This window comes from Pseudoalteromonas sp. 68 DY56-GL68 (assembly GCF_041414825.1).
Taxonomy (GTDB): Bacteria; Pseudomonadota; Gammaproteobacteria; order Enterobacterales; family Alteromonadaceae; genus Pseudoalteromonas.
In genome coordinates, this window is sequence record NZ_JAOCZL010000006.1 from 38,077 (window position 1) to 58,315 (window position 20,239).

At 41.3% G+C, this 20,239-nt stretch carries 15 protein-coding genes; 10 read left to right on the forward strand and 5 right to left on the reverse strand.

What is annotated here, in order from left to right; translation table 11 throughout:
* Position 1: 1 nt before the first annotated feature.
* The 5 genes from NYF15_RS00980 to NYF15_RS01000 form a co-directional block, all read right to left on the reverse strand.
* Positions 2-3,325 (reverse strand): EAL domain-containing protein, encoded by a 3,324-nt coding sequence (locus NYF15_RS00980; protein ID WP_371352467.1) that lies wholly within the window; start codon positions 3,323-3,325, stop codon positions 2-4.
* Between the two features lie 125 nt (positions 3,326-3,450).
* Complete coding sequence (gene yegQ, locus NYF15_RS00985) at positions 3,451-4,836, reverse strand: tRNA 5-hydroxyuridine modification protein YegQ (protein ID WP_371352468.1); 1,386 nt, start codon at positions 4,834-4,836, stop codon at positions 3,451-3,453.
* A gap of 214 nt (positions 4,837-5,050) precedes the next feature.
* Complete coding sequence (locus NYF15_RS00990; RefSeq protein WP_371352469.1) at positions 5,051-5,536, reverse strand: hypothetical protein; 486 nt, start codon at positions 5,534-5,536, stop codon at positions 5,051-5,053.
* Positions 5,537-5,611: 75 nt separating this feature from the next.
* Complete coding sequence (locus NYF15_RS00995; protein ID WP_237119217.1) at positions 5,612-8,233, reverse strand: hypothetical protein; 2,622 nt, start codon at positions 8,231-8,233, stop codon at positions 5,612-5,614.
* Entirely contained in the window at positions 8,233-8,844 is a 612-nt protein-coding gene (locus NYF15_RS01000) for a hypothetical protein (protein WP_130151873.1), read from the reverse strand. The genes NYF15_RS00995 and NYF15_RS01000 overlap by 1 nt, the downstream gene beginning before the upstream one ends.
* A gap of 517 nt (positions 8,845-9,361) precedes the next feature.
* Here NYF15_RS01000 and ndk point away from each other — a divergent pair.
* The 10 genes from ndk to NYF15_RS01050 all read left to right on the forward strand — a co-directional run bounded on the left by ndk (position 9,362) and on the right by NYF15_RS01050 (position 20,155).
* Positions 9,362-9,793: a nucleoside-diphosphate kinase gene (ndk, locus tag NYF15_RS01005; RefSeq protein WP_036972405.1), complete on the forward strand. Its 432-nt coding sequence runs from the start codon at positions 9,362-9,364 to the stop codon at positions 9,791-9,793.
* A 175-nt stretch (positions 9,794-9,968) separates the two neighbouring features.
* On the forward strand, positions 9,969-11,099 hold the full coding sequence (locus tag NYF15_RS01010; protein ID WP_371352470.1) for a bifunctional tRNA (adenosine(37)-C2)-methyltransferase TrmG/ribosomal RNA large subunit methyltransferase RlmN: 1,131 nt from the start codon (positions 9,969-9,971) through the stop codon (positions 11,097-11,099).
* 114 nt (positions 11,100-11,213) lie between these two features.
* Complete coding sequence (gene pilW / locus NYF15_RS01015) at positions 11,214-12,872, forward strand: type IV pilus biogenesis/stability protein PilW (protein ID WP_371352471.1); 1,659 nt, start codon at positions 11,214-11,216, stop codon at positions 12,870-12,872.
* Positions 12,869-13,747 carry a RodZ domain-containing protein gene (locus tag NYF15_RS01020; RefSeq protein ID WP_371352472.1) on the forward strand — a complete coding sequence of 293 codons (879 nt, stop codon included), beginning with the start codon at positions 12,869-12,871 and terminating at the stop codon, positions 13,745-13,747. The genes pilW and NYF15_RS01020 overlap by 4 nt, the downstream gene beginning before the upstream one ends.
* Positions 13,748-13,752: 5 nt before the next feature.
* The gene (gene ispG / locus NYF15_RS01025; protein WP_130151876.1) at positions 13,753-14,871 is read left to right on the forward strand and encodes a flavodoxin-dependent (E)-4-hydroxy-3-methylbut-2-enyl-diphosphate synthase; all 1,119 of its coding nucleotides are present in this window, start codon (positions 13,753-13,755) and stop codon (positions 14,869-14,871) included.
* A gap of 132 nt (positions 14,872-15,003) precedes the next feature.
* Positions 15,004-16,278, forward strand: a complete 1,275-nt coding sequence (gene hisS, locus NYF15_RS01030) for a histidine--tRNA ligase (RefSeq protein WP_237119220.1) — start codon at positions 15,004-15,006, stop codon at positions 16,276-16,278.
* A 24-nt stretch (positions 16,279-16,302) separates the two neighbouring features.
* Positions 16,303-16,923: a tetratricopeptide repeat protein gene (locus NYF15_RS01035; RefSeq protein ID WP_237119221.1), complete on the forward strand. Its 621-nt coding sequence runs from the start codon at positions 16,303-16,305 to the stop codon at positions 16,921-16,923.
* Positions 16,924-16,932: 9 nt separating this feature from the next.
* Positions 16,933-18,111 (forward strand): outer membrane protein assembly factor BamB, encoded by a 1,179-nt coding sequence (gene bamB / locus NYF15_RS01040; RefSeq protein ID WP_371352473.1) that lies wholly within the window; start codon positions 16,933-16,935, stop codon positions 18,109-18,111.
* A gap of 75 nt (positions 18,112-18,186) precedes the next feature.
* Positions 18,187-19,656, forward strand: coding sequence for a ribosome biogenesis GTPase Der (gene der / locus NYF15_RS01045; RefSeq protein WP_371352474.1), 1,470 nt, complete (start codon positions 18,187-18,189; stop codon positions 19,654-19,656).
* A gap of 118 nt (positions 19,657-19,774) precedes the next feature.
* Positions 19,775-20,155, forward strand: a complete 381-nt coding sequence (locus NYF15_RS01050; RefSeq protein ID WP_371352475.1) for a glyoxalase — start codon at positions 19,775-19,777, stop codon at positions 20,153-20,155.
* Positions 20,156-20,239 lie beyond the last annotated feature (84 nt).

The following is a 20,239-nucleotide window of genomic DNA, read 5'->3' on the forward strand; positions in this document are numbered from 1 at the left end:
ATTATTTGCTAATTAAAGCCAGCTTAGATTGCTTACCTTTCACAAACTCATACAGCATTTTAATTGGCAGGGGTTTACTGAAGTAATAGCCTTGTACTTGGGAGCACTCAAGCTCTTTTAGTATGTTCAGTTGCTGCTCGCTTTCAACACCTTCAGCAATTGACTCCATTTTTAACGCACTGGCTAAATCAATCATAGCCTTAACAATTGCCTTATCAGCATCGCTGGGGTTTTCTAAATCATCAATAAACGATTTGTCGATTTTTAGCTTATCGAGTGAAAAGTCTTTTAAATAATTCATCGACGAATAGCCTGTGCCAAAATCATCAATCGACATTTTAAAACCGGCTTCACGCAATTTTGTGATGGTGTTTAAGGCAAATTGAGGGTTACCAATAGCAATGGTCTCAGTCAACTCGAGATCAATACACTCAGGGCTAACGGAATGTGTTTGCAAAACCGCAATTAAATCACCAAGTAAATGCTTTTTAATGAATTTAGTCGCCGATAAGTTAATCGCAAACGTCAGTTTAGGCATACCACTTTCTTGCCATTGACGAACAGTTTTAACGGCATTTTCAAATACCCAGTCATCAATTTCACTGATGCGCCCGCAACTTTCAGCGATAGGAATAAATTCAGTGGGTGATACATCACCCAGTATTTCTGAGTGCCAACGTAGTAACACTTCTGCGGCAACGGTTATACCCGTTGCAAGTTCGATCTGTGGCTGAAACACCAATGAAAACTCATTATGTTCGATCGCATAATTAAGCGCATTTATAATCTGTAGCTGTCGCAGCCCAGACTTATTCATCTCCTCAGCATAAAATAGCGTATTATTACGACCTAGCTTTTTAACTTCGAACATCGCTGATTCTGCCATTTGCAATAACGGCTCAAACTCTTTGCCATCAATAGGATATAAAGCAATGCCAATAGAGGCCGTAACAACAATTAATTCATCATTGACCAATAACGGCTCGCTTATCACCCTTAATAATTCTTGTGTACTTTTATTTATGGCGCCTGTCGACGTATAGGGAGTAATAAATGCAAAACGATCGCTTTGTAAACGCGCCACCATTATATGCTCCCCTAAAAAGCTGCGGATTCTAGCGCTTAACTTTTGCAGCACAAGGTTACAATGAGCTATCCCCATTGCTTTGTTTAGTATTTTAAAGTTATCTAAGCCAATTAATATAAATGCAGCTTTCGAATCTTCGTGTGGTTTGGCAATTCCTTCAAATTCCATTTTTAGTCTGTCTTGATTTGCCAGTCCAGTTAGTTGGTCAAAATATGAAAGTTGATGAATGCGTGTTTCACTCTCAACTTCTTTAGTCATATCATGTTGAAATGATATGTAATTGCTCACCTTGCCTTGTTTATCTAAAATTGGATAAATGGTTGTTTGCTCAACAAGGGTTTTGCCATGCTTAGTCATATTAACTAACGCCCCTACCCAAGCTTGTTTATTTTTAAGCTGCTGCCACATATCTTTATAAACAGAGGGGTCTGTTTGCCCTGCACTGATTGTTTGAGGGCTTTGTCCTATTAACTCATCGTAGTCATACTGGCACATGTCTAAATAAGCGCGGTTCATATACTCAATTTTGGCATCTGTGTTAGTAAACATAATGGGGTGTGGGTTTTGTTCAACCGCTTGTGACAGAATATGCATGCGTTTATTTAGGTTTATTTTATTAAACCACTGCCAAACAGACTCAGCCCATACTGTAAGCATGTTTTTGTCATGCACTGTGAAGACTTTTTCGATATGTTGCAAAATGATAGCCATATGACATTTTCCATACCGAAGAATTGGCACAACTAAAAAAGAGTTTGAATCGCTTGGTAAACCAAATTCTTTTGCTTGTTTACGATTAACAATAACAGCTTCGCCAACGGCCACTTTTGCTTGTAGTTTTTCGGTACACACGGCAAATGTAGAACCGTGTTCAGCTCTATAGGCAAGTTGCTTTTGTTCATTACAGATAAACAGCGCAGCACCATCACAGTTTGTTATCGCACGTGCTTGCTCGACGGCATAATTTAGCAATACATCTTGGTCATCTTGAAAAGAGATTTCGGTCAAATGTAGCAGACCTCGATTAAACTTACTTTGCTGTATAAGTGCAGCTACGCGGCCAACTTTTTCAGATACATCGCGAGCATTCACTAAATAGGTAGGACCATTATTATCATATTCAAATAATGTGATAGAAAACTCAAAATGAATCACACGTCCCTTAAATGCAATAGGTAATGGATTCAACAAACACACCCCAGAACGTTTTGACTCTTTTAACCCCTTTATAAACTCTTGCGCATCTAAATCCGAAAATAGCTTTAGGATGTTTTTTCCTATCATGCCTTTAATAAAAATATGATTATCAGAATTATCACTAAAAACCTCACGAAATGTGCCATTTTCTTCAAGCTCGAATACTGAATCGGGTAATGCAGTCAGCGTTGCTGATAATTGCTTAGTTGAGTTTTCAAGTGCCGCATAGAGCTTAGTAACGGTTTCTACAAAGAGAATTTTATAGAGTAATAAATAAGTTAACCCTTTATAAACGTGACCAAAAAAGTTAAAGATATTGGTCGTGTGAGAGGTGTCATTAAATACTACAAAACATGTTTCGCTCAAAATAGCGAGTACGCACACAAGGGTTTTACCTGCTATGTTCAAATTTGCTCTAGGCTTACTTAACTGAGAGGCGAACATAAAAGCTGCACTGGTATAAAGGACTAATACACTCAGCTCTATTATAAATTTTACGTGGCTTGCCCCTTTTCCTTGAATGTATATAGTTGATAACCATTGCGGCGAATAGAACATTGCACTAGCAATACAGAAACTGAAGAGCAGTAATGAAGTTAATAATATATTGGCATTAAGAGGCTTATATTTAAACCAGATCCCCATCGCAATAATTAAAAATGCTGCGGCATTAAAAAGTCGTGCAATTAACCAAAAATTAAGCACTAAACTCATTTGCTCTGCACTTTCATGCATATTGTCATAAGCTAAAAAGTGCAAGGAGTCGAAAATAGCAACACACAACATTGTGCATGCAAGCAACAGCAACTGATAATTTTTAGTAAAATGCCAAGTATTCCAACCAATGGCGAAAATCAAAAACGAAATAACAACCGAAAACAACTCTACGCTGGTATGCATAGCAACATAAAATGGTATTTCAGCAATTAAACCAAACCACTCTAGTAGCAATACAACTGCACTCAAAACGATACCCGCAGCAATATATGGCAGCGTGTGTAAAAGCTCTCGATGATGGGATTTATGGACTAAAAATTTCACCACAATTTTTAATTAAATTTGTTAGTTGCCTTATAAAAAAGGATAGTAAAAATAATTATTAGCGACAGTGAAATAGCAAAAAAGGTGAATAAAATGCGCTAAGTATGACCTAGCGCATCTTGTTGTTAAGCTTTATTGAATGGATTGCGGGTATCTTGGTCGGCATCTAGATTACGCATCAAAATTGCGTGATCTAAGTCGATGTCTTCTGGCAAAGGAATTTTTACAATATGGCCCGAGCCTTTTGCATCGCTAATGGCTTCGCCTTTTTTATTTTCCATAAACTCAAGGTTAAAATTGATATTGCCTTTTGGCGTCATTAGCTCAAGTGAATGACCAGTACAGAATTTATTTTTCACATCAATTTCAACTAAACCATTGTTAGTGCGGCCTAATACTTCACCGACAAATTGCTGCTTATCAGATACCGAATGACCGTACTCATAATTTTGATAGTCTTGGTGCGCATGGCGCTTTAAAAACCCTTCGGTATAGCCTCGATGCGCTAAGTTTTCGAGGGTTTTAAATAAGTTTGCATCAAAAGGACGGCCTGCAACCGCATCATCAATGGCTTTACGATACACTTGCGCAGTACGTGCAACATAATAGAAAGACTTAGTACGGCCTTCAATTTTTAAACTATGTACGCCCATTTTAGTGAGTTGATCAACATATTGAACTGCACGTAGGTCTTTTGAATTCATAATGTAAGTACCATGCTCGTCTTCAAAAGCAGGCATGTATTCGCCAGGACGCCCCTGCTCTTCCAGCATAAATACTTCGTTACTTGGTGCGCCATCCCCAAGTGTTGGGATCACCGCTTTAGGGTCGATTTTATGTACCATTTCACCGGTTTCATTTTCGATGCCTGGTTTCACATCGTAGTTCCAACGACATGCATTAGTGCACGTTCCTTGATTTGGATCGCGTTTATTAATATAACCCGATAACAAACAACGACCAGAATACGCCATGCAAAGTGCACCGTGAACAAACACTTCAAGTTCTGTATTCGGGCATAGCTGGCGAATTTCAGCAATTTCTTCAAGCGATAATTCGCGCGATAAAATGACTCGTTCAATACCTTGCTTTGCCCAAAAATTCACTGTGGCATAGTTCACCGCATTGGCCTGAACAGATAAGTGAATTGGCATGTCAGGCCATTTTTCACGAACCAACATAATAAGCCCAGGATCAGACATGATCAGCGCATCAGGCTGCATAGCAATGACAGGCTCAATATCGCGTAGGTAGGATTTTACCTTGGCATTGTGGGGAGCAATGTTCGACACCACATACAATTTTTTATTTTGTGCGTGCGCTTCATTGATACCCATTTGTAGGTTATCTAAGTCAAACTCATTGTTACGAACACGAAGGCTGTAACGAGGCTGACCTGCATAAACAGCATCTGCACCATAGGCAAAAGCATAACGCATATTCTTTAAACTACCCGCAGGTGATAACAACTCAGGCGTAAAAGGACGAGGGGTCAAAATAGGTGACGACATGAAAGCTCCACACATCGAACCGAGTACAAGTCGGTTGCATGAATTAATAGAATAATTGAGCGCGGGAGTATAATAATCTGCCTATTTTTTTTATTGATCTAGATCATAATTGGCGAAGCTCTCTTATCACACACCATCGATTACACAGCTATAAAGAGATGCCCAAATCGGTCGCCATCTCTTTACGGCAGACTCAGTTTTAACTTAATTAAGGTTATACACCACTCAAACGGTCACGACGCTTGTTCCACAGTAAAAATTGATAGCCAAGTAAACCATCTGCTTGAATATTGATTCGTCCACCTGCTGCTTTCATCACTTTTAAAGCACCATTTTTATCATTAATCTGAAATTCAAACGTATAGGTACTTTGCGTTTGTTGTTGTAGGCGAATATCTATTTGTTGCTCATGCTGACCTTGCAAACTAATCAGCTTGCCATCTACAAAGCGGTATTTTATGGGCTTGGTTGTTGCAATTAATTTGGGCATTAATTTAGCAATATTCTCATCCCAGTAAGCTGATTTTTTAGCGTACTCTAAAGACGCTGCTTCATCTAACTCCCACACTGTAGCAAGCTCTTCAGGGAAGGTTTTGTTCGTGTTGAGTTTATCTTGCTGTAAGCTCGATTGCGCACCTGAGTTAAATGTAATGAAGCAAAAAATCAACAGATATAGTGTGTGCATCGCATGTTTATACATTACCTGCTCCTTTTATAACTTAATTAGAAAAGGCTCACTGTAGCAGTGAGCCTTTGGGATCTTACGGAGTAAATACTAGTCTGCTATATGTGCGCAGCGACCAAATTCAGCGCCTTTCTCAACCGCCTTAACAACTTGCTTAGGGAAGCTGAGCTCATAATCAGTGCCGTTATCACACACGAATGCTTTGTTGGCATCAACCTCAATTGATAAGGTTAACCCTGCAATACCGGCCATCATCTCAGAACCATTGGCACTTAAACCAAAGATATTGTCTGTTAACAAGCCTTTCGCTTCGCTTACACCTTGTTTTGAGAAAAACTCTTTTGATGACATCCAGCCAATTCCCTCAAGATAGATAGCACCAACAAAACCACCTGCTAGCGGGCTGCCTGCACGGCCAGTGATCATTGAAAGATCTTCATTTGCATCAAGCACTATCACTGAAGGAAGGCCAAAGCCTAAGTCAACAAGTTCATCATGGCTGTAGCCTAAGCCACAATAATCAGTCCAAAGGTTAATCGCAGGCACATGTTCACACCAACGTAGGCTGCCAATTTCCTTCGTGTTACCCGTTGTTGTATCCCAAACTTTAACACCTTGTGGACGTCGATTTTCAATCGAACCAAATGCAACGTAACGACCATCTTCAGAAATAACAGAGTTATCAATTGCCCCATACTCAGTGTATGTATCAACTAGTTGACCATTTACCCATGCTATTTGGGTGTAGCCATTAGTCGAACCGGTAATCGTTGTGCCATTGCCTGATACCCTATCAGCTCTAACCCAAGCAGTACGGCGGATCTCTGTGTCTCCATCCATGATTGCAGCTTCCTTACCTGAGCCATAGGAACGATCTACCGCTTTTACACCTTCTAAAAGAGTCGCCTTACCTGTACTGGCATCCCATACGGTAGGGATACCTATTGAAAACGAGCCTTCACCTGGCGCACAGCTGTTACTGCCATCGTATGGGAATCGCGTAGTACCAACGACAACCTTACCTGAGTCATCTATATCCCAAATACTATGTGAACTATTACCTTGCTGGCTTGAAAGTGAGCAGGTGTTGCCTGTTAAATCTTCGAGCATGGAAACCTTGCCTGAATTAATATCCCAAACACCACCTTGCATAATACCGTTATCATTAAAGTGAGCTGTAATAGCCGCTTTAGTAGCCGTTTTATTCATAGCTGCATTTGTAGAACTAAGTAATGCATACCCTTGAGGTGTGGTAAGTGTATCTATTTCGTTGTTAGCACTGTCATAGATAAATGGAATACCTGATGAAGTTACACCAAGCGCCTTCTTACCATTTTTAGCATGGTCCATCACAAACGCTGAGATAAGTGGTGTATATTGGATACCATCAAGATAGCCATTGAAAACCATCTCCACTTCTTTTGTTTCACCTGCCGATACAACAATTTCTGTCATTGCACACGCATTATCGACACTTGGATCTGCGCTTTCGTTTTCATTCCAATACTCTGACTCTGAAAGAATATTGGTTTGTGTTGTAGGGTAACCACCGGCATTAATCTCTTGAGTATACAGAGCATAGCGCGCGCCAGGCTTTAAACCATTGATGGTAAATGAGCCATCAGGACCAATTAGGCCTTGCGTCATATTGCCTGATTGTTGACTGATCACGTCTTGATATGGGTCATCTAGATTACGTGCAATTAAGTTAACCCCCGAATATTCAACGCCTTCCTTGGTAAGTAGCTTACCTTTAATGCGACCGAACTGAGATTTATATTCAGCCGTTGGATAGAGATCTGAAATATTAACAATATCGTCTTTCACATTGACCGTATGCTGGTTCGCACCGGCTGAACCACGCACATTAATGAATGGAAACATTGTTTCAATACCTGAATGGTCAAGCATAGATCCATTTGTGAATTTAGTAACGCCAGCACAACCTGGTACACCATCATATTGAGGGCTATAACTTGCCGACATATAAACTAAGTGACCATTGGCTTGCGAATGCGACATATTAATCGCATGACCAAATTCATGAGTGAAAACACCCCCAACCTGCGTACCTTCTGTGTCACTAATATCCACAAACCAGCCATTCATCAGCGCTGTTGCTTCTATAATTTCGCCTGTTTCTTCGTCCGCCCACTCAGGAAAAGCAATCCCCAGCACTGAGTCTCTAGGAACACCGAAGTAATTCTCAAGAATCGATCCATCGGTATCATAGTTAACCCAGAAGCCATAGCCATTCTCAACACCATAAATTTGATCCACATTATCAGCTGTAACATCAGCAATACCTGTTTTCTCAAAAATAGTGCCCTGAATAGACATTTCAAATGTCGATGTTTCAACATCAGACCATTCTTTAACAGCTTTTGCTGTTACTTTATTTGCTTGCTCAATTGATAAGAAAGTATAGTCACGTTCAAGCTCAGTATTGGCAGGAAGCACAGTGCCGTCAGGTAAAGTCACATCAATATTAAATACTGTGCCTTTCTCAAGTACAGTAAATGTTTGTACATCATTACCATCTTTATCTTTGATTAGTTGACCACCATCAGTCCAAACAGGAATACTTCCTTTTGATGTATCCCATTTGTAGGGGGTCATTGTTGGTTCATGAATATATAAAGGACCGCCAGCGAAGGCACCAGATGTGACGGTCGCTAAGGTTAAGGCTGCTGCAATTTTTGAAAATTTCATTATTGTTGTGCTCCAGTCAATTTACCCACTAATCCCATAAACACGCCTACATCTACGGCGCCTGGTGTTGTTAAAATATTTTGCTGCTCAGTTGTTAAATCACTGGTGTCAACGCCTTCAAAAAGGCCATCGTTAGCAAAGCTGTTCTGAACTTTTCCGTTACGTACAACAAACTTACCTTGCGCTAAACCTACCGTGGTTTGAAAACCTGTCATTGCAGCAGGTTTATACATAAACGCAATAACCTGCTCGCCTTCGCGCCATTTAGAAAATCCTTCCGGTGTAGCACCTAGGTAAACCTTACCGTTACCCATAGAACGCGGTTTCAGTAAGCCAAACTGTCTAAATGTGTAAGTAGAATCATTTTTTAATTTTCCTTTGGCATCAGATGCTACTTGCAATGTCACCTCTGTGTATGGGCGCTTATTATCAAACCCATCCGTCACTTTAATAACTTTGCCAGAAATAATATTTTTTGACTGAACCGCCATCTCTTGCAGATTTTGTTGTTTTAATTTCATTGCATGAGCAACAGGTGATAATGTCAGCACGGCACTTAACGCAATAGCGGATGCGCAAGACAGCTTAGAAAGTAGGCTGCGTGATCTCATTTTTCTCTCCTTTATATTTATTTTTAATCGAATGCATACTTAAGAATTCAGTTTCTTAATAGAAAACTAATTCACGTATATTTTATGATTGATAAACCCCTAAAATTCACGCAAAACCATGTAGCGTTTTGTACATTAAAATTAACATTTCGATTACAATTTAAAATTAGGAAAGACAGTTGAAAGTGGTAAGATAAAGTTGAGAAAAGATTTAAAAATACAAAAAATCAAAAACTTATATTTATGGCATTTTATTTAAAACAAAATACACAATAAAAAGTGAACACTAAGTTAACAAAATAAAGAAAGCCAACCGTTGTTAATAACTGATCAATTACCAATCAAAAAAATGGCTTAGCCAGCACATAAAAACTGACCTGCAATAATTCCTCAAATAAGGTCATGAAAATGACATTAATGCGCTATTTAATAAAATTAGGAATTTTAACGTAAAGCGCGTATAATTCGCGGCCGTTAATATTTAACCTTTTAAATTTAAAATTATTGGAGCATAAAGATGGCTTTAGAGCGTACTTTTTCAATCGTAAAACCTGATGCAGTTGCTAAAAACCACATCGGTGCTATCTACAACCGTTTCGAAACTGCGGGTCTTAAAATCGTTGCAGCTAAAATGGTTCACCTTTCAAAAGAAAAAGCTGAAGGTTTCTACGCTGAGCACAGCGAGCGTCCTTTCTTCGGTGCTTTAGTTGAGTTCATGACATCTGGTCCAGTAATGGTTACTGTTCTTGAAGGTGAGAACGCAGTACTTAAAAACCGTGAAATCATGGGTGCTACTAACCCTGCTGAAGCACTAGCTGGTACATTACGTGCTGACTACGCAGATAGCATCGACGAAAACGCTGTTCACGGTTCAGACGCTGTTGAATCAGCTGCACGTGAAATCGCATACTTCTTCGCTGACGAAGAAATCTGCCCACGTACTCGTTAATTTCGAGTTCACAGCTAAGTCTGTGATGCAGAAGAAAAAGGGCTTTCGGGCCCTTTTTTAGTCATTAGCTAAGCCTGTTATAAATCTGTTTAGCTAATGACTAAAGCGATTAAATAATGTACAATCGCGCACCCAAATTATTAATACCATCACCGTCACTGATTGAGGTTGTTTCATGGCCACTGAAAAAAAGATTAACTTATTAGATTTAAACCGAGATGCAATGCGCGAGCTATTTGTATCGTTCGGTGAAAAGCCATTTCGTGGCGATCAGGTGATGAAATGGATTTATCATTTTGGTGTAGATAATTTTGACGATATGACAAACGTCAACAAAAAGCTGAAAGAGAAGCTTAAAGCTGAATGTGAAATTGTTGCTCCTGAGATCTCAGTTAAACAAGTAGCAAGTGATGGCACCATCAAATATGCTCTTTTACTACAAGGTGGCCAAGAAGTTGAAGCTGTGTGGATCCCTGAAAAAGATCGTGCAACTTTATGTGTTTCATCACAAGTTGGGTGTGCTCTTGAATGTACATTCTGCTCAACAGCACAACAAGGCTTTAACCGAAACTTAGCTGTGTCTGAAATCATTGGTCAAGTTTGGCGTGTCGTAAAAGACATCGGTTTAGATGGCGACAGCACTAAACGTCCTGTTACTAACGTTGTAATGATGGGCATGGGTGAGCCATTGCTTAACCTTAAAAATGTTGTCCCAGCGATGGAGCTGATGATGGATGATTGGGGTTTTGGCCTGTCAAAACGCCGTGTAACATTAAGTACATCAGGTGTGGTGCCTGCGCTTGATTTATTAAAAGAGAAGATCGACGTCGCACTGGCTATTTCACTTCATGCGCCAAACAATGAGCTGCGTGATGTGCTTGTACCAATTAATAAAAAGTACCCAATTGAAGAGTTTTTAGCGGCGTGCCGTCGTTATATTGATGGCTCTAAAGCAAACAAAGACGTGACAATTGAGTACGTCATGCTGCAAGGTGTCAACGACAGCACAGATCAAGCCCATGAGTTAGTTAAAACACTTAAAGGCACACCATCGAAAGTAAACCTTATTCCATTTAACCCATTCCCAGGGAACGAATATGGTCGTTCGAGCAATAGTCGCATAGACCGCTTCTCTAAAGTATTACAAGCTGCGGGTATTACCTGTATTGTTCGTCGTACTCGCGGTGATGACATTGATGCAGCATGTGGTCAGTTAGTCGGTGATGTTGTTGACCGCACCAAACGCCTAGCGAAAAAGAAAATGCGTGAAGATAATGCAATTTCGGTGAACATTCACCAAGCCTAAACGCGAAAATAAAAGATAAGCCTTTGTAGCAAGCCTGTTATTTTTAAAATAATAGATGCAACACAAAGGCTTTTCGGTAAGATAGGCATACGGAATCAAACAAGAGATTAGGTAATGCGATCTTTACTTGCCATAACTGTTAGTACTTTAGCATTAGCAGGATGTGTCACAGAAAACAGCTACAACGGCAGTAATAAACCCGTTGTAGAGAACAAAATCAACAATACAGGTGCGGCACGCACACGTATAGCACTTGCTCTACAGTATCTAAAAACTGGCAATAACTCGCAAGCAAAATACAACCTAGAACGCGCTGCTGATTTTGCTCCTGAACTCCCTGAAGTCCATTACTCTCTAGCTTATTATTATCAACAGGTTGATGAACCTGAACTTGCAGACAAAGCCTATCAACAAGCATTACGCATTGACCCTAATGATCCTAATACATTAAATAACTATGGTGTGTTTTTGTGCGGTATTGGTGAATATGACCGCGCAGCCGAAGAACTGCTAAAAGCTATTTCGATTCCGAGCTACATCCGAGTAGCAGAAAGTTATGAAAACTTAGCCTTGTGTGCTATTGAATTTGATGACTTTGAAAATGCAGAAAAATACTTAAAATCGGCCCTAAGTCATAGTTCACAACGCCCATCTTCGCTGATCAGCCTCGCAGGCTTATATTACGCTAAAAGCGACTTACATAAAGCACAAGAGGTGGTTGAAAAATATGAAGCAACTGGCAGAGTGACACCACGCGCGCTCATGCTAAGTTATTTAATTCAGCAACGCATGGGACACATAGAAAAAGCCCAAACCACCGCTGGGATTATTTTACAAACGTACCCAGGTTCAACTGAGGCCAAAGCAATTTCATCAGAGCAACTAAAACGCACTGAATTTGAAATTTTGCGCGAAAAGTATCGTCAATCACAGCTCAAAGAACTACAGATCTCAAACAACACCTTTGCTGTCAGTAAAGATCAACCTAAAATACGCATTGTGAAGAAAAAAGCACCGCCAAAAGCTTCGCAGCCACAAGTAATAGCAACAAACGTAGCTGCGCCAGCAGCCCAATCATCAGCTACAAAAGCTGGAAGCGCGGTCGTTCAAAATACGCCAACCGATAATTCAGTAAATCAAAAAACAATAGTAGAAGAGCCAACTAAAGCAACAACTTCGCCAAGCACCACAGAAGCAGCTCCCGTTGCAACACAGAGTGACGATATTACTATTGTTTCATTTGGCGCGCCAAAAAAACCAGCTACCAAGCAGCAAACAACAAGGCAATCTCAAGCGAAAAGTAATGACGCGAGCACGGTAGTTTTTTACGAAGCAGAAAAAGATGAAAGCGTGTTTAATGCAAACTCACAAGGAACTCAAAACACCACCCAAACGCACTTTAGTGTAACGAACGAGCATACAAACTTACCGATGCTAAACCCAAGTGTACCTGCGCTGAATATCCCTTATCATATTATTCAAAATGGCGAAAACCTGTTTAGCATTTCGGTGCGATACAATGTTAAACTACAGAAAATTTTGCAGTGGAATGGCCTTAAGGAATCGGATCGCGTGCAAAACGGCACAAAAATCTATTTAAACGATCCGCACATTTATCACAACATAAATACCGGTGATACCCTTTTTGGCATTGCCACTGAGCACAGCGTATTGATCGATCAATTAATGCGCTGGAACAAATTAAGTCCAGATGTTGCCCTCGAACCTGGACATAGACTCTTATTGGTAGACCCTAACTCATACGCATTATGAATGAAGAAAAAAATACAGAACAACCGCAAGAAACGCTCGGCCAAGTACTAAAACAGCACCGCGAAAAAGCGGGAATGAGCCTTGAGCAGCTTGCAGGTGCATTGAAATTATCAGTGTTACAATTACAACGTTTAGAAAATGACGAGCACACACTTCTTGGCCCTGCTACTTTTGTAAAAGGCTATGTAAAAAGCTATTGTCGAGAGCTAAAACTAGACTGCCAAGAGATTCTCACTCTCTTACCAAAACATGTTGAACCAACTAAAAAGTCCAACATGCAGAGCTTTTCTCGTCGCACAGAAAAAGAAGCACACGACAGTCGACTAATGCTATTCAGCTATTTTATTTTAGCGATAGTCATTGGTTCATCCGTATTTTGGTGGTGGCAAAATAGCGCACCAAACTTAGAAGAACCGGTCAGTGCAGCCATGCCAAGTCAGCTTGAAAAAAATGAGCCTGCGATGCCGACCGAAGATACGACAGCCGCAGCTCACAATACAGAGCAAACTACTGATTTATCTGCGCCGCAAAACGCACCGGTAGATGAAAAACCAGCGACACAAACCGTAGAGCCATCAACACCTGCGGCATCTACAGCAATTGAACAAACGAAAAAAAATGACCCTGAACACAGCACCATTGTTATGAACTTCAATGAAGATAGCTGGGTCGAAATACATGACGGCAATGGCGATCGTGTAGCCTTTGGTGTAAAAAAAGCAGGCTATGTGATGACCGTAACTGGCGCACAGCCGTTTAATATTGTGTTAGGCAAACACCAAGTTGTTGATATTACTTTCCAAGGTGAAGCTATTGACACCTCGCACTTTGCTAAAAATCGATTAGCTAAATTTACTTTACCGTTATCAGAGTAACCACAATGTTTTCAGAATCTCCTATTAAACGCAGAAAATCGACACGTATCAATGTAGGTAACGTTCCGATTGGTGACGGCGCCCCAATTGCCGTTCAGTCAATGACAAATACTGATACGCTTGATGTTGATGCCACAGTGGCGCAAATCCAAGCTATTCAAGATGCTGGCGCCGATATTGTGCGTGTTTCAGTCCCAACAATGGATGCTGCTGAAGCGTTTAAAAGCATTAAAGAGCAAGTGACAATTCCACTTGTGACGGATATTCATTTTGACTACCGAATTGCGCTAAAAGTAGCGCAATATGGCGCTGACTGTTTACGTATCAATCCTGGTAATATTGGTAGCGAAGAGCGTATTCGTGCTGTCGTTGATTCTGCGCGCGAGCATAATATTCCAATTCGTATTGGTGTAAATGGCGGCTCATTAGAGCGTGACCTACAAGAAAAGTACGGTGAACCAACACCAGAAGCCCTGCTTGAATCAGCAATGCGCCATGTTGAGATCTTACAACGTTTAGACTTTGATCAATTCAAAGTGTCGGTTAAAGCATCTGATGTATTTTTAGCTGTGGGTGCGTATCGATTGCTTGCAAAAGAAATTGACCAACCATTACACCTAGGTATCACCGAAGCAGGCGGTATGCGTTCTGGCTCTGTTAAGTCAGCCGTAGGTTTAGGAATGCTACTTGCCGAAGGCATTGGTGACACATTACGCGTTTCCCTTGCTGCCGATCCGGTACAAGAGATAAAAGTGGGTTTTGATATTTTAAAATCACTGCGCATTCGCTCACGCGGCATTAACTTCATTGCCTGCCCTAGCTGCTCACGCCAAGAGTTTGATGTGGTAAATACCATGAACCAGCTCGAAGAGCGTTTAGAAGACGTTGTTGAACCCATGTCGGTATCAGTGATTGGTTGCGTGGTAAATGGCCCAGGCGAAGCGCTGGTTAGTGATATTGGTCTTGCAGGCGCAAATCGCCGCTCTGGCTTATACATCAACGGTGAGCGCCAAAAAGCGCGTATCGATAACGATAACATTGTTGAGCAACTTGAAGGGTATGTGCGTGACTTTATCGCTAAAAAAGAAAAAGAAACGCCAATCGACATCAAAATCGTAGAATAATTCGCATATAGTCGGCAAACCCTTAGGTTTGCCGTTTACCTTTACCGTCCAAACGGTATAATAACGGGTCAATTTTTCAGTTTTCTTGATGCGCGATTTTTTCAGCGCAAGTACAGTATTTAGGATTTATCAGTGGCAAAACAAATTCAGGCAGTGCGTGGTATGAACGATTGTCTGCCAGGCGATACGCAAATTTGGCAGAAAGTAGAAGACATTTTACGTGAAACAGTTTCATCGTTTGGTTATCAAGAAATTCGTTTTCCTATTGTTGAATCAACCGACCTCTTTAAGCGTTCAATCGGTGAAGTAACCGATATCGTTGAAAAGGAAATGTACACCTTTGCTGACCGAAATGGCGATAACTTAACTCTTCGTCCAGAAGGGACTGCGGTATGTGTGCGTGCAGGTAATCAAAACGGTTTACTGTACAACCAAGAACAACGTTTATGGTACATGGGTCCGATGTTCCGTCACGAGCGTCCTCAAAAAGGCCGTTACCGTCAATTCCACCAATTTGGCTTAGAAACATTCGGCATCGCCACTGCTGATATCGATGCAGAAGTTATTTTGCTAACAGCCCAATTATGGAAAGAATTTGGTATCAGCGAGCACGTTCGCCTTGAACTTAACTCACTAGGCTCAAATGAAGCACGTGCTGAATACCGTGATGCACTCATAGCTTACTTAGAGCAACATGTCGATGTGCTTGATGAAGACTCTAAACGTCGTATGCACACTAACCCATTACGCGTTCTAGATAGTAAAAACCCTGATGTACAAGCTATTTTAACAGATGCTCCTAAGCTATCTGAGCACTTAGACGCTGAATCAAAAGAACATTTTGAAAATTTATGTGAACGTTTAGACGCCGCAGGCGTCGAATACACGGTAAATGAAAAGCTCGTGCGCGGCCTTGATTACTACAACCGCACCGTTTTTGAGTGGGTGACAGACAGCCTAGGCGCACAAGGAACGGTTTGTGCCGGTGGCCGTTATGATGGCCTAGTTGAACAACTTGGTGGTAAAGCTACGCCAGCCGTTGGTTTTGCAATGGGTCTTGAGCGCTTAGTACTGTTACTTCAAGCGTTAGAATCCGTTGGTGACATTCGACGTAGTGCTGATGTATATTTGGCAGCCATGGGCGATAAAGCCAGTATTCAAGCACCGCTTATTGCCGCTCAATTACGTAAAGATGTTGCGGGCTTACGTGTGATGGTGCACGCTGGCGGCGGCAACTTTAAAAAGCAATTAAAACGCGCAGATAAGAGCGACGCATTAGTCGCGGTAATTATCGGCGAAGATGAATTAGAACAAGGCGTTGTGACTATTAAGTACTTACGAGAGCGTAAAGAACAAGTCACCCTAAAATTAGAAGAAGCGAAGACGCTACTTGCTGCGCTTATATAAGCCCAGTGAGCAACAGAGGTAAGCATGGATATTTATTCAACAGAAGAACAACAAGCAGAAGCAATTAAACGCTTTTTTCGTGAAAATGGTGTCGCACTAGCTATTGGTATTGTTGCTGGTTTAGGTGGTTTATACGGTTGGAAAGCGTATAACCAAAACCAAATCACAACGGCTGAAACAGCATCAGACTCTTTCACAAAACTTGTTGATAGCGGCGCAGTGTTAGACAAAGCAGATACGTTTATCAATGAGAATAGCGAATCAAGCTACAGCACCCTAACAGCATTTGTTGCAGCAAAAGAAGCGGTAGAAAAAAATGATCTTGATGCAGCAAGCGAAAAGCTTAACTGGATCATCACGAATGAGAAAAACCCTGAGTTAAAAGCAACAGCTACAACACGTCTTGCACGTGTTCATATTGCCCAAAAACAATATGAGCAAGCCCTAGCTACTTTGAACTCGCAGTTACCTGAATCATTTGCAGCAACTGTCGCTGAACTTAAAGGTGATATTTTTTCTGCGCAAGGTGATAAGGCTCAGGCTCGTACACAGTACCAAGCAGCTGCTGACAAAGGGGGTCTTGAGAATAACCCTTTATTACAAATTAAACTTGATGACTTAGCACAAACTAGCCCAGCGGCGTAAGGGGTTAAGATGAAGAAGTTAACAGCGGCTACACTTGCTCTGTGTATTGCAACCCTAACAGGGTGTTCGTCAAGTGATGACGAAGAAGAGTTAGTGCTGCCAGAAATCGTTAATCAATTTGAAACAGATATCATTTGGCAAGAATCAATCGGTGATGGTGTAGAGCATTACTTTTCTCGCCTAACACCTGCGGTGCATAATGATGTTGTGTATGTAGCAAACCGTGAAGGTGAAGTTGAAGCCCTATCGCTTGAAAATGGCGATACACTGTGGCAAACAGACGTACGTGAAAACCCAGCGTTTTGGCCATGGGAAAGCACTGAAAGCGCAAAGCTTTCAGGCGGTATTTTACAAGCATATGGCAAAATTTTTGTTGGCTCTGAGCATGGCTACTTAACCGCGCTTGATCGCGAAACAGGTGAAATTGTCTGGCGTAAAACCATGCCAGGTGAAGTGCTGTCTAAACCAGCCGCCGGTGATGGTCTTGTGTTCGTTAACTTGGGCTCAGGTAAACTATTAGCTGTTCACCCAGATACAGGTGAAGAGCGTTGGCGCTTTGAACAAGAAGTTCCACCTCTTACGTTACGCGGGCAAAGCTCCCCAACCGTTGCAAATGGTGGTGTTCTACTTGGCCTTGAAACGGGTCGATTAAGCGTGCTTATTTCAGAAAATGGCTACTCTGCATGGAGTGCTGAAATTGCAACGCCAAAAGGGGCTTCTGAATTTGAGCGTCTTGTTGATGTTGATACACAAGCATTAATTAGTGGCCCATATGCTTACGCTATCGCCTATAATGGTAACTTAGCAGCTGTTGATATTCGTTCTGGTAATGTTGTCTGGAAACGAGAGTACAGCAGCTATCGTGACTTATCTATGGATAGCCAACACATTTACGTTGTCGATAGCGATGGCGTAATTTATGCCCTAGATAAATCATCAGGCATTGAACGTTGGAGTCAGCCAGCACTACGCGGTTGGTACCTTACAGGACCAACCATTGCAGGAAATTATATAGCCCTTGGCGACCAAGAAGGTAACCTACATTGGCTAAATAAAGAAACAGGTGAACTTGTTTCTCGTGAAGACTTTGACAGCTCAGGTTTCTTCGTTGAGCCTGTTGTGGCTGGTGACAAATTAATTTTATACACCCGAGATGGTGAAGTTAGCGCGGTTAAAATTCCAGACTAACTTATTAATATTACTTGTACTTTTTATAAGGCTTCGCTTAGCGAAGCCTTTTGTTGTTTTTTTAAGAGGTAGTTTATGCTTCCCGTGATCGCTCTTGTTGGGCGACCCAATGTGGGCAAATCCACATTATTTAACCGTTTAACACGTACTCGTGACGCCCTCGTTGCCGACTTTCCTGGCTTAACACGAGATAGAAAATATGGCCAAGCTGATTACGATGGCTATGAATTTATCGTGGTAGACACGGGCGGTATCGACGGCTCTGAACATGGTATCGAAACAGAAATGGCTGAGCAGTCGCTGCTTGCGATTGAAGAGGCTGATATCGTGCTATTTTTAGTTGATGCCCGTGCGGGTATGACTGCCGCAGACCAAGCAATTGCTAATCACTTACGTAAACAGCAAAAAAAATGCTTTGTTGTTGCCAATAAAGTAGATGGTATTGATGCAGACTCATACTGTGCAGAGTTTTTCCAATTAAGCTTAGGTGATATTCATCATATTGCGGCGGCTCACGGCCGTGGCATCACACAACTACTTGAAACAACTCTGCAACCTGTGATCGCTGAACTTGCTGGTGAAACAGAAGAGCTTGAAGAAAGTGATGACGAACTCGTTGATCTTTACAGTGAAGATGAAGAAGGGGAAGACAACACGCAAGCCTTTGCCGATAAACCTGTAAAGCTCGCTATTATTGGTCGTCCTAATGTAGGTAAGTCAACACTAACAAACCGTATCTTAGGCGAAGAACGTGTTATTGTTTACGATATGCCGGGTACAACACGCGATTCTATCTATATTCCGATGACCCGTAACGATAAAGAGTACATCTTGATTGATACCGCTGGTGTTCGTAAGCGTAAGAAAGTAAGCGATGTAGTTGAAAAATTCTCAGTGATCAAAACCCTTAAAGCAATTGAAGATGCCAACGTTGTATTATTGGTTGTTGATGCACGCGAAGGTATTTCTGATCAAGACCTAAGTTTACTTGGCTTTGCCTTAAACGCCGGTCGCTCGTTGGTTGTTGCGGTAAACAAATGGGACGGCCTTGACGATTACGTGAAAGAGCGCATTAAGTCTGAGCTTGACCGTCGTTTAGGTTTTATTGACTTCGCTCGTTTGCATTTCATCTCTGCGCTACATGGTACCGGTGTTGGTCACTTATTTGAATCAGTAGACGAAGCGTACGAGTCAGCAACTAAGCGTATTAGCACAGCGATGCTACGTCGTATCATGGATATGGCGCAAGCAGATCACCAGCCGCCACTCGTTCGCGGTCGTCGTGTTAAGCTTAAGTATGCGCATGCCGGTGGTTATAACCCGCCACGCATCGTTATTCATGGTAACCAAGTGCATGACTTACCAGATAGCTACAAACGCTACCTGATGAATTACTATCGTAAAGCATTAGGTATTATGGGCACGCCAATCAAAATTGAATTTAGAGAAGGCGATAACCCATACGCAGGCCGTACTAATAAAGTAACGCTATCGCAAAAACGTAAAATACGTGCCTTTGCGAAAGAAAACCGTAATAAATCTTAACGACGGTATCTACTAAGATGAAAACCTTGTAATTAACACTTACAAGGTTTTTTTATCTCTGCAAAATCGTAAAAAGTATGCTTTATTTAAAGAATCAATAATCACTTAGAGTGTACGAATGGAGTTTATAAGTCAGGTTATTTACGTCGATAACGTAGAAGAAGTACTCGACTTTTACTATCAAGCATTTGCTTTAAATACCAATCATATCAGTGACGATGCAGAGTATGGCGAGCTCGTAACGGGCACGGTGAAATTAGCATTTGCCACTCACCCATATGCCCAATCGTATTTTAAACAAGGCTACATTCGCGCCCACCCAAAGCAACCTGCGCTTGGATTTGAGCTACGTTTTAATTGTAAGAACTTAGTTGAAAGCTACGATAAAGCTGTGCTTGCTGGGGCAGAACCTTTATGCCCACCAACCAAAAAAGATGCTCAGCACTATGCCTATGTTCGCGCAATCGAAGGCACTCTCATTTGTCTAATAGAGATTTAAATTACCATTTTTAAGTAATTAATTACGCTTAAAAACCCTTGATCTTTGAACAATGAATTTTCTAAAGTCTAACTACTGAGGTTA

Excerpts from the sequence above, each read along its gene's own strand:
- yegQ (WP_371352468.1), bottom strand. The coding sequence starts at position 4,836 with ATGTCGTCACCTATTTTGACCCCTCGTCCTTTTACGCCTGAGTTGTTA.
- NYF15_RS01010 (WP_371352470.1), top strand. The coding sequence starts at position 9,969 with ATGGCCACTGAAAAAAAGATTAACTTATTAGATTTAAACCGAGATGCA.
- bamB (WP_371352473.1), top strand. The coding sequence starts at position 16,933 with ATGAAGAAGTTAACAGCGGCTACACTTGCTCTGTGTATTGCAACCCTA.
- ndk (WP_036972405.1), top strand. The coding sequence starts at position 9,362 with ATGGCTTTAGAGCGTACTTTTTCAATCGTAAAACCTGATGCAGTTGCT.
- NYF15_RS01035 (WP_237119221.1), top strand. The coding sequence starts at position 16,303 with ATGGATATTTATTCAACAGAAGAACAACAAGCAGAAGCAATTAAACGC.
- pilW (WP_371352471.1), top strand. The coding sequence starts at position 11,214 with ATGCGATCTTTACTTGCCATAACTGTTAGTACTTTAGCATTAGCAGGA.
- NYF15_RS01050 (WP_371352475.1), top strand. The coding sequence starts at position 19,775 with ATGGAGTTTATAAGTCAGGTTATTTACGTCGATAACGTAGAAGAAGTA.
- NYF15_RS00995 (WP_237119217.1), bottom strand. The coding sequence starts at position 8,233 with ATGAAATTTTCAAAAATTGCAGCAGCCTTAACCTTAGCGACCGTCACA.
- ispG (WP_130151876.1), top strand. The coding sequence starts at position 13,753 with ATGTTTTCAGAATCTCCTATTAAACGCAGAAAATCGACACGTATCAAT.
- NYF15_RS01020 (WP_371352472.1), top strand. The coding sequence starts at position 12,869 with ATGAATGAAGAAAAAAATACAGAACAACCGCAAGAAACGCTCGGCCAA.
- der (WP_371352474.1), top strand. The coding sequence starts at position 18,187 with ATGCTTCCCGTGATCGCTCTTGTTGGGCGACCCAATGTGGGCAAATCC.
- NYF15_RS00990 (WP_371352469.1), bottom strand. The coding sequence starts at position 5,536 with ATGTATAAACATGCGATGCACACACTATATCTGTTGATTTTTTGCTTC.
- NYF15_RS01000 (WP_130151873.1), bottom strand. The coding sequence starts at position 8,844 with ATGAGATCACGCAGCCTACTTTCTAAGCTGTCTTGCGCATCCGCTATT.